This is a genomic window from Acinetobacter sp. TY2, from assembly GCF_046269225.1.
Taxonomy (GTDB): Bacteria; Pseudomonadota; Gammaproteobacteria; order Pseudomonadales; family Moraxellaceae; genus Acinetobacter.
Window position 1 is genome coordinate 122,823 of sequence record NZ_JBJZOR010000008.1, and the last position, 13,176, is coordinate 135,998.

7 protein-coding genes are annotated in these 13,176 nt (G+C 38.0%); 5 read left to right on the plus strand and 2 right to left on the minus strand.

Going from position 1 to position 13,176, the window contains the following annotated elements; all coding sequences use genetic code 11:
* Positions 1 to 122 precede the first annotated feature (122 nt).
* The 5 genes from ACK1JC_RS07290 (at position 123) to ACK1JC_RS07310 (ending at position 8,165) form a co-directional block, all read left to right on the plus strand.
* Positions 123 to 1,505 carry a hypothetical protein gene (locus ACK1JC_RS07290; protein ID WP_409511197.1) on the plus strand — a complete coding sequence of 461 codons (1,383 nt, stop codon included), beginning with the start codon at positions 123 to 125 and terminating at the stop codon, positions 1,503 to 1,505.
* A gap of 316 nt (positions 1,506 to 1,821) precedes the next feature.
* Entirely contained in the window at positions 1,822 to 3,894 is a 2,073-nt protein-coding gene (locus tag ACK1JC_RS07295) for a hypothetical protein (RefSeq protein ID WP_409511198.1), read from the plus strand.
* A gap of 11 nt (positions 3,895 to 3,905) precedes the next feature.
* A complete protein-coding gene (locus tag ACK1JC_RS07300) occupies positions 3,906 to 4,622 on the plus strand; it encodes a hypothetical protein (protein ID WP_409511199.1) in 717 nt (238 codons plus the stop codon).
* Between the two features lie 31 nt (positions 4,623 to 4,653).
* Positions 4,654 to 7,095 carry a DUF6160 family protein gene (locus ACK1JC_RS07305; protein ID WP_409511200.1) on the plus strand — a complete coding sequence of 814 codons (2,442 nt, stop codon included), beginning with the start codon at positions 4,654 to 4,656 and terminating at the stop codon, positions 7,093 to 7,095.
* A 110-nt stretch (positions 7,096 to 7,205) separates the two neighbouring features.
* Positions 7,206 to 8,165: a FilA gene (locus tag ACK1JC_RS07310; protein ID WP_409511201.1), complete on the plus strand. Its 960-nt coding sequence runs from the start codon at positions 7,206 to 7,208 to the stop codon at positions 8,163 to 8,165.
* A gap of 79 nt (positions 8,166 to 8,244) precedes the next feature.
* On the opposite strand, the gene ACK1JC_RS07315 is transcribed toward ACK1JC_RS07310, so the two are convergent.
* The gene (locus ACK1JC_RS07315; protein WP_409511202.1) at positions 8,245 to 9,960 is read right to left on the minus strand and encodes a proline--tRNA ligase; all 1,716 of its coding nucleotides are present in this window, start codon (positions 9,958 to 9,960) and stop codon (positions 8,245 to 8,247) included.
* A gap of 114 nt (positions 9,961 to 10,074) precedes the next feature.
* The gene (locus tag ACK1JC_RS07320; RefSeq protein WP_409511203.1) at positions 10,075 to 13,176 is read right to left on the minus strand and encodes an efflux RND transporter permease subunit; all 3,102 of its coding nucleotides are present in this window, start codon (positions 13,174 to 13,176) and stop codon (positions 10,075 to 10,077) included.

The following is a 13,176-nucleotide window of genomic DNA, read 5'->3' on the forward strand; positions in this document are numbered from 1 at the left end:
TGAAAAATACTTACATACTAAAAAATATAAACAATAAAAAATACAAATTGTTTAGATATCTTGAAATATTTTATTTGGGGTAGTTTAGATAGGAAATCCAAATTTTTCTAAGGAATAGAGCGATGTTTAATTTACAAAAAATAGGCTTAAAGCCTTTAACATGGGCAATCTTTGCACTGAGTTGTGGGAGTGTGCCATTGGTTTACGCAAACTCGAATTTAAGTGTTATGACCGATGAACAAATGTCAGAAACAACGGGTCAGGCGCTGATGAGTTTGTCTTACATATCACCTACAGATTCAGCAAATTTGCAGAGTAAAAATGCACCAGGGAGTAATATTGGGTTTTACAAATTAGGTATGGAAGCTGAGCTTGAACTCAATGCAAATATTAAAAAATTACAGTTGGGTTGCGGTGGGGTAAATGGTGCAGGTGCATGTGATATTGATATCGATAATTTAAGCATTAGTGGGCAGGGTGCTACGTCAGCAGAGCGTGCATCTTCATCGGCTAAACTTACTAATCCATTTTTAGAGTTCGCAATTAGGAACCCGCAGTCAGCATCAACACGTGAGGTGGTAGGGTTAAGAGTAAGTTCAGAAAAGGCTCAAGGTTTGTTAACCGTAGGTACCAATAACGATCAGCCAAATGGTATTAATACACTGTCAGGATATATGGTGGTAGATGGTTATGGAAATGCAACAACTAAAGAAGGAACATTTGGTTTAAAACCAGGTGAAACAGTAAACACAACAGCAGATATCGGAATTCTTTTATGTACTTCTGGTTGTGGGAGCAATCAAGGACTAACCGCTGGATATGGAGCAGGAAGTAGTGGTTCCAATAAAGGAATTAAAATTCCTTCTATGGTTGCTCCATTTACCGTAAATAATGCTGTAGTTAGTGGTAATCGTTTGACCTCTGCCAATGTAAATGCTTCTGCACTTATTCCAGATATTCCAATTAATCAGAATTCAGGACAGTTGGGGGCAAGTTTGAATCAGCAGGCATGTGTTGCTTTGTTTATTTGCGTACAAAATACTTTTATTAAATTAAACACGACAGTAACAGGGTTAAAAGCGGATATTAATTTTAGTGAAGATCTTGGATATATTCATAATTTACCAATTAATAGTTCTGTCTATTTGGCATTGCAGCAACAAGCATTACAATGGCCTGGTGCAAAAGAAGTTGCGCTTAAGGGGTGGTGGTTATCAATGCAAGACCCAGTTAATTTAGGTGATATTACTCCAACAGATCAGATTGATATTTCATCTGTTTATGGTCAATTTGCAACAATTTTAGGTCAAAAATTGCAAGAACCTGCATATAAAATTAGCGTAAATACGGGTGATGGCTTGCAAGCATTATTTGGGTCAGGAATTACTAAAACTGTATCACCTGTCAATTTGAGTGATCGTTCGGTATCAATAGGTTTAAAAGACTTAAAATTATCTACACAAAATGTAGTGCCTAACTGTTATGGTTCACTAAAATTTTGCTAAGAAATCTATCGAATTACAAATAACGTAGATTCATTTTTGAGCACTTAAAAGTGATGTTTATTTAAGTGATTATCCAAGCTGATTGTATATATTTTAATATTATATATTTTGTAAGAACGCATTCATTCATCGGAAAATAATATGTGCAGTCGCTAAAGTTTTGCGATAATCAGATAAGTTCTATATTATAAATATGTGAATTGGCTAACATAATACTCGGTGACACGGAATGTCAGGCGTGTTAAAACGCATGAAAGAGTAGGAATATCAAATAATAATATGGTGCGGAGCATCGTATAACAAAGGAAAGTCATAGATGACTACACTCAATTATACGGTATATTTAAAAAAAACCGTTTTAGCGAGTTTCATTGGTTTATGTTTAAGCCAGTCTTGTTTTGCACTTGAAACTTTGTCAGATGAAAGCCTTAGTGATACGACAGGTGAAGGTATTGCACTTTTACCAACAGATGCATATATGGTATTTCGCGAGGCAGGTGCAAATGAATCCGCTACGAACGTTTTGGCTGACCGTACCAAAGACACAGGATATATTCATTACATTCCGGTGGGTCCATTGTCTAGCGAGGCTAAGGCAAGTGGGGCTGGAAAAGCTGATCTTTATATGTATGGCTTGGCGCTTTCTAAGTCGGATGATGATTCGAACTCTCGTTTAGCAAATACAGCTGCAAAAGCAGCAATTTCAAGTTGGGGAACTGCAACCAATCCTTGGATTTTAAAAGTAGATACTGCGAAAAACATACCGACTTTTACACAAGATGTAGGCTCATCCAAAAATACTGAAACAGGTGATGTAACTTATATGGCACTAGAAGCTCCGCTTTATGAAGTGGGAGCTAGAGATGCAATAGGTGCTGATGCGTATAAGTTAAAATTAGCCATGTGGGCAGATGCTTTTCAGCGAAACCCTAACATAGTAGAAGGGACGACAACTGCTGTAGCTGGTCAAAATCCATTAGATTCGGGGATGATCGCTCGTATTCGTTTACAGGCAATTTGGAATAACTTTAGTATTAATGGTAGTAAAATTCAGTTATTCCAAACACTTGGTGGTGCAACTGGGCAGACGGGTTTAAGTCCTTTTTATGATAAAACTTTAGGTCTGTCAGGTGTTCTTCGTTTTAATAGTGGTGATGCAACGAATCTTAAATTAATACAAAAGGATACAGATACAACAAACTCAAAAACTGGAGTGATGTCTGATTGGCAGACTATTCACGCAGGTGCAGATTCCAATTTAAGTACCGCAACTTCCGGAAATTGTAATAATACTGGTGCTTCAGGTTCTAGCATTGGTAGTGGGACAGGTTGTGGTTATATTGTACAAAAAAGAACCCGAACGGATACGCGAGAAGTACAACGTACTTGGGAATTGCCAGATGAGTATAAAAATAATGTTTTACGTTTAAGTACACGTGAAACGGCTACATCAGCTAATGGGACACAAAACTTATATACGCCTGCAATTAATGGTGGATTAGCACCAAGTTTTGACGCAAATGAAGGTGTTTCAATTTACAACCTAAATACAAACTTGGTTTTAGGTAACTTATATCAGCCACTCATTGTAGGTTCAGATGGTAAAAACTTTAGCTTGGAATTAGCCCGCATTCCAAACAAAGAAAGTATTTATAAGCAGATTTATACTGATTATGGCTATAACGGAGCAATTGATTCTTCTTATAAGGGCTCAACATGTAATGTATATAGTTGTGGTACAGAAGTGACTTTGGGTGGCAAAAAGTATCAAGGTTCTTCTGCGACACACAGTAGTATCAGTATTGGTAGTGTTTATACGCCTGATGGAGGCAAGTCATTAATCGCTTATAATGGTGCAGATGCAGTAGGTATTGCCTTTGGTTCGAATTTTCAAGCAACGGCTACCTCTAGTGTGACGGGTACTGAAGTTAAGTATGCACAGCGTAATTTGGGTGATGAAACGTGGAATCAAAGAGTACAGTGTAATTTGATTTGGCAATGTACAACCACAGTTGGGCATTTGTACCAATGGTCTTATATTGGTGTAAATGGGAAAATAGAAACACCTTCGCTAACAATAAAACCGAATAATGCAAATAATTGTACATACAATTGTAATAATACTTCAGGAAGTACGCCTATTTATGGTACTTCGGCAAACCGTACATGGTCTGACACCAATTTAAATGGTGCGGCTTGGCAATCAACAGCAAATGCTACGGTTGATAATTTAATTGGTGCGAGTAATGGAAAAACAGGCGTTACACTTCCTTCAACAAATATGGTTCCAACACCAACCTTACCAGGAGTTGCATTAAATAATTTAGGTTCAGCTGTTATTGACGGTATGTTAATTCAGCATATGAAAATTACAACGAAAGGCTTATAAGGAGATTTATCATGAAAAAAACAGTTCTTTTCCTTATGACAAGCCTTATAAGTGTTGGGGTTTTTGCGATGGAACCGATGTCTGATACCGACTTACAATTGGTAGAAGGACAGGCAGGTGCTGATCTTTCATTGAAATTATCTTTAAATCACACGAGTGATTTTAAATTTGACACGACAGATGGAGCATGTAAAAACCTTGCTTTCTGTCATATGGCAATATCGGTAAATAAGAGATTTGTAAAACCTGATGCATCTAAGCCAGGTAGTTTTCTTGAAGATAGTATAAGTGGAAATAAGTTATGGGTTGTCTTCAAAGGAATACAGGGAACGCTTGATATACAAAAACTAGGTTTAGATGGAGTTGACCTTGTTTTAAAGGGTAAAGATGGCGTTGAGCGTATTAAGCCTGCAATTCAATTGAGTTTTGATCCAAATAAGCCATTACTTATTCGTAACTATGGTTTTAATTCTGTTGCAATTGAACAAGACAATTTTACAAGTGCGATGTCAGGTGACAATTTGGTTACAGATGGTTCAACATCATCTACGCCTATTGGTGATTATGGTTATCTAAAAACAGATACTTATACTTCAGCGAATGCACCAAATTCTGCGTATGACCATGGTCGTGAAAAAGGCTTTATGGGTATGAAAATGAATGGTAATTTGGTCATGCAAGGTAAAATTATGATGTTTAGCTGTGATGCAAATCATCCACGTTGTTAGTTTGCTGTGAAAAGTTAATAGGGAATGAGTGATGAAAAATAAAAAACAAAGTCACAAAAATGGATTTATTCTAAATACGCTTAAATTTAGCATGATGTTGTTGAGTGGTTCTGTTCATGCATTACAAGCGTTAGATGACGGTGATATGCGTGCTGTGAATGGGCAGGATGGCGTACACATAGTGACAAGCTTTGATGAAGCTAATGTGGATACATTGTATTGGACGGATCAAGCAGGTCGTGGAACATTTGCAACGAGTCAAAAGCAAGAATTAACAGCAACAGCAGATAAAGTTAAAATTACTAAAAGTAATGTTGCAACTGTTACACCGGGTATAGATTTAAAGCTTGATATGGGGAGTCAAGCAGGAAAATCAGGTGTGGATTTACAGTTGGCGCTGAATCCAATGTTATTAACTGTTGATTCATTTAGAATTTGTAATACTGATAATAATACGACAGGATGTAGCCCTTCAATTGGAAGTTTAGCTGTACAGACAACTTCACCTTTAAATTTTGCCTTGAAAACACGTGATGGTTTATTTAGTTCAACAAGTCAGTCAGATTTAGTTTTAGGGCTTAAAAATGCCAATATATATCTTGGACAAACTGATACCAATAATGAGCTGAATCAACTCATTCTAAAAAATATGAACTTTAACTTCATTGGTAAAGGTCATATGTATGTTGACTCAAAAAATGGTTTTATCATGAAAACCAATAGTGGGACAGATGCAAATTCCACGACGCAACCCGATGCGAATAATGGTTACGTTGATTTTACACGCGTTGAGGATTCAGCATCAGGAAAGGCTGGATTTATTAACACAGGAACATATGGAAATGGGAGTGTAACAACGGGGTCAGGTCTAAACCTTGAGTTTATGCTCAATAAAAATGTTGATAAAAATGCTCCTTATGCTTTAGATACAACAACCAATACACCTCCAAATGCAAAAGGTTTAATCCGTGTGGGTGCAAGTGGTCGTATGGTGAATGGTCAGTTACAATTACGAGGATTAACGACAACTGGTGATAATGATCTATTAGGTAAGGCAACGAGTTCTAGTGGTACGAGTGGTAACAATATTATGGGAGGCTCTGGTATAGCCTTTCGTATGAAAGCAGATTTTACCAAAGATGGTGACTCAATGTTGGGCACCGATGGCAAAGCAACAACTTTAGAAATTGGTGGCGCAGGTCTGAATTCTTATGGATTCGAGTTTGGTAACTTAACAGGATTACAGCCGAATACACGTGGTACCTTTGACAGTGGTAATATTTATCTTAACTTAATAGATACGAAAACAGTTGCACTGCCTGAAAATGAGACATTTCAAACTTCTCGGTTTGGAAATAATAGTTTTTTAACCTCTCAAGCAGATTATAGTCAAAATATTCATAACTTAGTCAATAATCCATATGCTGTGATGATGTCGATTCGTGGTGGGGAATTCCAAGCAATTTCACGCCGAGGTCGTTTTACCACAACAGCAGGTGTAACTGATCCAACAAAACTATTTGCAGATAATGGTTCAAATAATGATTGGGGATTGGCACTTCCTTTTTATAATTTGAACACCAATATGGCAATGTATGGAGCAACAGTACCAGGAAATACTGCTTACTATTATACGATTGATGGTAAGAAAAATCAGGTGAGTGCAACGGCTAATCAAACCGCTCGTCTTGGGTTTTCTTTAGCGATGAGCACGCAAGGTATAGATCGTGATGCGAATAAAATCAAACTTGGGAATAAGACGACCTCTATTCTTGTGATTGATGGTGGTAAGTATGGTGCAGGGAAAACAACTGATTACTACATGGGGCTTAGAAATGTTGATATGTTACTCAAGGGTGACGGTAATATCGGTATTGAGAAAGGTAGTGTAAATATTAGTTTGAGAAACATGCTAATTGTCATGGCTGCAGAAGTTGCCGCAGGTTATTTGCCAGGTACAACCTATAAGTCATGTGCAACAGGTGTTGCTGCTGCAAGTCTTGCGTGTGGGGTGAAGAGTAGTGCTTCTCTCAATAACTTTGCTTTAGCTGATGATGTCTTGGTGGGTGCTAAATTACGATTAGGCGGTGATATAAACCTATCATTAATTCCAAATAATAATATTGATGACGGCGGAAAAATGTCAATTGTAGGTGATCTTACTTTGGCAAATACAGGTAATACCATTCAAATTAGTGATCCGATTAATGGCTCAACCATTGGTTTAGATAATTTAACGGGTAAAGTTAGCTTTAATAACGCAATTGTGATTAGTAAAGATCAAGAATCAGGAAAAGGTAAGGTTGGTTTTAACTCAACATTTAATTTTAATCCTGATCAAACTGCAGCAGGCGTATTTAAAGCAAAAGATTTAAACTTTTATCCACCAAATACAGGTATGGGAGCACGTTTAGGTGAGATTGCAATTACAGGTGGAAGATTGAAGACGGAGTTAGGTATTATTCCTCGTTAATTAATCTAAAAATGTATACTGTTTATCGGTTTGCAATTGGATGGAATTCGAAAAGACATTACACTGAATGCGACTCGAAATAACTAAAATATTTCCTAAGGATTAGGATGATGAGAAAAAATATAATGCTAGGGTGTATATCAATCTTGTTATACAGTCCGCTAACTATGGCAATGCAGCCATTAGATGATGAGATCCTGTCTAATACAACTGGACAAGATGGAATCAACATTGGTCTTGGCGTAAGTAAAATAGAATTGAAACAAGCTTCGATCATTGATAATGATGGCATATCAACAGGTAGTGATTATAAAGGTCGAGCATCTCTAGTGCTTGCAGGGCAAACAAATACGCCTGTTTCTATTAATTTAGTTGGTGCAAATGCAAACTCAAGTATTTCTACAATTATAGATACGGATGGTGGTGGTGGAAAACCATTTGCAAATATTGGTATAAGTATTGCTCAAAATATTACGGGTATCAAAATTTCGCCATTTTCAATTTATGTAGCGAGTGCGACTTCAACGTCTGATGCAGTGAATAATAAGTCAATTTATGCAACAACAGGCACATTGAATGCTGATGTTAAAAAAATTCTAAACATTGGTAGTGCATCAAATAATTTTGAAATTGCTTTTCATAATACTAATAAACCTGGATTAAATGTACAGCTTGGTAATGTACCACAAAGCCATATGTTGGCATTTAGTGGTGCAATTCAGTCCATTTGTGGTACAGGTTCAGGTTGTCCGATCAGTATTGTATCCGATACCACATCGGCTTCTTTTAACTTTCAGCTTCAAGCAAACAATGCAACAACAGGATTTAGACTAGATCAGTTTCATGCGGGCATTGAAAAGGGTGGTGTCGTTTTTGGTAATTATGGTTTGAATGCTACAGATAAAATTACTTCAGATAAAGTTGATGTTGCATTAAATAACGTGATGTTAGGTGATACAGGTGTTTCTGATCCAAATATTTTTAATGGTATTAAAAATGGTTCGATGGGGAATATTGGAGCAGTTGGTGCTTCTATAACCAATCTTAAAGTCAGAATTTCAGGTTTATAGTTTGATTATGGCATACGATGCTTGATGATATTCATAAAAAATCCCGCATTAAGCGGGATTTTTTATTTTGAATGGCAAATTATTTTGCAATTTTTGCCAATAACTCTTCTTTAGAAATATTTATAGATTCAGCATCTTTACGACCTTTGTATTCAAAAGTACCAGCATCCAAACCTTTTTCACCAATCACAATACGATGTGGAATACCTGTCAATTCTAAATCAGAGAATTTAACACCTGGGCGTTCGTTACGATCGTCAAGGATTACATCATAACCTGCTGCTTGAAGTTCTGCATATAGTGCTTCTGCAGCTTCAACTGTACGTGGTGATTTGTGTGCATTCATTGGAACAATTGCAACTTCAAAAGGTGCAATCGCCATTGGCCAAATAATGCCTTTATCATCAAAATTTTGTTCAATTGAAGATGCAATTACACGTGTTACACCAATGCCATAGCAACCCATTGTCACTGTGAATGGTTTGCCATCTTCACCAAGTACTTTACAACCAAGTGCTTCAGAATATTTTTTACCGAGTTGGAAAATATGACCTACTTCAATACCGCGTTTAATCAGGATTGTACCTTTGCCATCAGGCGATGGGTCACCTTCAACGACATTACGTAAATCGAAAATTTCAGTGAATTGAGCATCACGTTCCCAGTTTACACCTGTTGCATGTTTATCTGCTTCATTTGCACCAGCAACAAAATCAGAAAGCACTGATGCAGAGCGGTCAATAATAACAGTTAAGCCTTTTTCAACTAAACCTTGAGGACCGCAGAAACCTGGTGTTAAACCATTGGCTTGAATTTGTTCCTCTGTTGCAAATGTAAGTGGTGATGCAATCTCAGCATGCTTTTCTGCTTTAATTTCATTAAGCTCATGATCACCACGTAAAAATAGTGCAACAACCGGCGTATTACCTTTGTCATCTGCTACGCCTTGAACCAAGAGGGCTTTTACTGATTTTGCAGGATCTGTTTGTAAAAATGCAGACACTTCTTCAATCGTTTTTTGTGCAGGAGTATCGACAACTTTAAGTTCTTGTGTTGGTGCGGCGCGTTCGCCAACAAGTAGTGCTTCAGCCATCTCGACGTTTGCAGCATAATCAGATTCAGTTGAAAATGCGATGTCATCTTCACCACTTGATGCCAAAACATGAAATTCATGTGAACCTGAACCGCCAATTGAGCCTGTATCTGCTTGAACAGGGCGGAAGTTTAAGCCTAGACGTGTGAAAATACGGCAATAAGCTGCGTACATTTCATCATAAGTTTCTTGTAATGATGCTTGATCTACGTGGAAAGAATACGCATCTTTCATAGTAAATTCACGTGAACGCATCACACCAAAACGTGGACGAATTTCGTCACGGAATTTGGTTTGAATTTGGTAGAAGTTGATTGGCAATTGTTTGTAACTTTTCAACTCGTTACGTGCAAGATCTGTGATTACTTCTTCATGCGTAGGACCAAGAACAAAGTCATTGTTGTGGCGGTCTTTGAAGCGTAAGAGTTCAGGACCGTATTGAACATAGCGACCTGATTCTTCCCATAAACTTGCAGGTTGAGTTACGGGCATCAATGTTTCGAGTGAGCCTGCACGGTTCATTTCTTCACGGACAATTGCTTCAACTTTATTTAGTACACGAACACCCATTGGCAACCAGCTATACAAGCCTGAAGCCAATTTACGAATCATCCCTGCACGAAGCATAAGCTGATGTGAGATCACTTCAGCATCGTTTGGGGTTTCTCTTAGCGTTGCAAATAAAAAGCGACTCGCGCGCATGAAGATTGTCCTGAAATAGTTAATTATTAAGAGCTGAAGTATACAATAAAAATGCTGAGGACTTCTGAGAGTTTCAGCAAGGTTGAGCAAAAGTCAGCAATATTTTAAGATCGTTTAGCTCAATTTTTTAAATAGCCGAATACTAAAATTTTTAACATCATCTAATAATGTGAAAATCACTGGAACCACGACTAAAGTGAGTAAGGTGGAAGTGATGACACCGCCAATGACTGCATGTGCCATAGGGGCACTTTGTTCGCCACCTTCACCAAGCCCTAAAGCAAGCGGAATCATACCCATCACCATTGCACTTGTGGTCATTAAAATTGGACGCAGACGCGTTGTGCCTGCTTGAAGAATTGCATCGTAACGATTCTGTCCATTTTCCATGGCTTTTTTTATGAAATCGATAAGAAGAATGGCATTTTTGGTGACCAAACCCATGAGCATGATAATGCCAATAATCGAAAATAGGTTCATGGTGCTTTTAAACAAGAACAATGCAAGGAAAACACCAATCAGCGATAAAGGGAGTGATGCCATAATTGCAGCAGGGTGAATAAAGCTGTTGAACTGCGAACCTAAAACAATATAAATAAACACAATCGATAGCGTAACAGCTGTGAGTGCATAACCTGCCGACTCCGCCATGTCTGCATTGGCACCTTGTGTATCAAAGCTATAACCTACAGGTAGCTTAAAATTATCTTGAATTTTTTGAATATCTTTACCAATATCACCCGCAGGTCGACCTGAAGTATTGGCTTCAATCAAAATTTCACGAGACAAATCACGTCGATTAATTTGTGAAGCACCATAGCTTTGATCTAATGTTGTGACACTTGATAGTGGAATGAGAATGCTTTGCCCATTAGTATCTGTCTTATTTGAGTTGATATATAGGCGCTGAATATCTTGCGGAATGGTCCGTTGATGATCATTTAAACGTAGATTTACATCATAAGTTTCGCCACGATCATCTTCCCAAGTAGTGACATTATCTCCTGCTATAAGAGGGCGCAATACATTACCAATTTGATTGACTGAAAGTCCAAGGTCACTCGCCATAGCGCGATTGACCGTCATTGATAAAGTCGGTTTCGGATCTTTGAGGGAGCTTTCTAGATCGACAATACCTTTGACTTGTGCCATTTGTTGCATAAAACGATCGGAAATTTTTTGCAATTCTTCTAGGTCTTGTCCTTTGATAGAAATCATAATTGGCTTTTGTCCACCAGACACAGTTTCATCGGCCGATGCCACGGAGGTAATGCTGATTCCTGCAATATTTTCTAATCTTGAACGAAATTCATTATTAATGTCGGTCAATGTTTCAGTACGTTGTTGTCTGGGAATGACTGAAACTTTCAACGAAACATGGTTTTTACCACGATCTGTTGCGCCATTAATTACACCATAAGTTGAAATGACCAATGGATTTTGTCGCACGATTTGATCAACTTGTTTGAGTTTTGCTTCGGTATACTCAAGTGAAGCATCGACAGGCGTTTCAAATTTAATGCGAATTTCGCCCTTATCGGGAATAGGAACGAATTCTGTTCCAATCATTTTTGATAAAGCCAATGCACCAAACAATGATGCGATTGCCACTGCGATAGTGATGAAACGGAAACGTAGCGCAAGTTTCAGTAAGTGTGCATAAACATGGTTGAGTTTATCGAGTTGAGCTGAAATCCAATTGAAAAATATTTTGACAATAGATGGTTTTTGATTAATTTTCGGTTTTTCTGCCCAATGTGCAGACAGCATTGGATCGAGCGTGAAACTGACAAACATGGAAATCAGTACCGCAATACTGACCGTGACACCAAATTGATAAAAGAATCGTCCAATAATTCCGCCCATAAAGGCAACAGGTAAAAACACAGCCACAATCGTCAAAGTTGTCGCTAAGACAGCGAGTCCAATTTCTTTGGTGCCTTCGAGTGCCGCAGTGATATGATCTTTGCCCATTTCAGCATGGCGAACAATATTTTCTCGTACCACAATTGCATCATCAATCAAAAGCCCAATACACAGTGACAAAGCAAGCAAAGTCATCATGTTTATCGTAAAACCAAATGCCCAAATAAAGGTAAGTGTTCCAAGTAGGGCAATAGGTAACGTTAAACCTGTGATGATGGTTGAGCGGAAAGAACCTAAAAATAATAAGACGATAATGACGGCAAGCACTGCACCTTCAATAATCGTTCGAGCGACATCTTTAATGGTAGCGCGAATAGATTTGGAGCTATCAGCTACAACTTGCAGGCTTGTTCCTTCAGGCAGTTGCGTTTTGATTTGATCTAAAACTTTATAGCTGCCATCGACGACATTGATGACGTTGGTATCTGCACTGCGTAAAATATCAATGGAAACAGCAGACTTACCTTTGAGAAAAGCACCTGTCGTTTGCTCGGCTTGGGTATCTTCAACTTGAGCAAGTTGTTTTAAATAAATTGGTGCACCATTTTTTTGAGCGACAATTAAATTTCCAAAATCAATGGGATTGATGATTTTAGACTGAATTTCGACAACCACTTCTTTACTAAATTGTTTTAATGTTCCTGTTGGAATTTGTGTATTTTCAGTTTTTAAGGTGTTAATGACTTGGTCAATACCAATGCCAAAACTTTGTAATTTAATGGGATCAATATGAATACGAATTTGTCGTTTTGAATCACCTAATAAATTAACTGAACCAATGCCTGGAACGGTGCGGAGTTGTGGTACAAGACGTTGATCAATATAAGTGCTGAGTTCTCGTAAACTCATATTTTGTGATTCAAAAACTACAGACATGATTGGGCTTGAGGTCGGGTCATATCGTTCAACAACAGGTTGATCAATTTCATCGCGGAATTTGGCGCTCACAGTCGCAATCTTTTCACGCACATCTTGAGCGGCTGTTGCAGAACTAATATCGAGATTGAACTGCGCCACAATGGTCGACAAACCCTCACTTGATTGGGAGGTGAGTTGTTTTAAACCTGAAATAGTATTAATTTGATCTTCAAGTTTTTTGGTGATTTCAGACTCAACCGATTCAGGTGAAGCACCTGCATAGGTGGTATGGATCACAATAAAAGGGAAGTCGACATCGGGGAATTCTTCAACACTCATTCGTTGCCATGAAGCAAGACCAAGTACCATCAGACACAACATCATCATGATGGTAAATACAGGATATTTGACACTAATCCGAGTAAGCCACAT